Consider the following 677-nt stretch of genomic DNA (forward strand, 5'->3'; position numbering starts at 1 on the left):
CCATAGCGAGTGGGAACCACCTGATCCCTTGCCGAACTCAGAAGTGAAACCGCTCAGCGCCGATGGTAGTGTGGGGTCTCCCCATGCGAGAGTAGGTCATCGTCAGGCATTTATTCAGAAGAAGCCCAATTCCGAGAGGAGTTGGGCTTTTTCGCATGCATGGGGAAGACCCCTCTCTTTATATGTGGGGCCGCGCCGATAACCCCCTCGGTGCGGTCCGGCCTGGCTCTTCTCAAGGGCGGGCTCGCGTCGTTCGTCACCCCTTGCAGCTACGCTGCAGCCCTTGTGAAGAGTGCTGGGGTGACTCACCCCCATGCGACTACCCTGTCGGGAACAGGGGAGAACCGCCGCAGGCGGGCCTTGAGGAACGAAGGGCGAGTCTCAGGGATGAGACGAGTAGAAACATTGTTACCTTGGTGGCGTCATCCGGCAGTCTTCAGGGGCGGAGCGGCGGTCTGGGCGGGCGCTGTAGATCAGAAGGTCGGCCCGTCCGTCAGGCATTTATTCAGAAGTAGGCCCGATTATCGAGAGATAGTCGGGCCTTCTTTTTGGTTCATCGCAGATTAGCGTGAAACGGGCAAGGCGCGTGAGGACAGGCAGGATAGAGAAACGGCGGTAAATCCGAGTAAGCTGATATTCGCCAAAACGTCAGCCTACGGACACCGCCGTTGCCATGG

Annotated in this window: 1 rRNA gene; it reads left to right on the plus strand. The window is 58.8% G+C overall.

The window, feature by feature from the left end:
* A 5S ribosomal RNA gene (gene rrf / locus C9F12_RS22245) occupies positions 1–108 on the plus strand; the annotation flags it as partial.
* Between the last annotated feature and the right edge of the window lie 569 nt (positions 109–677).

This window comes from Halomonas sp. BN3-1, from assembly GCF_003056325.1.
GTDB lineage: Bacteria > Pseudomonadota > Gammaproteobacteria > Pseudomonadales > Halomonadaceae > Halomonas > Halomonas litopenaei.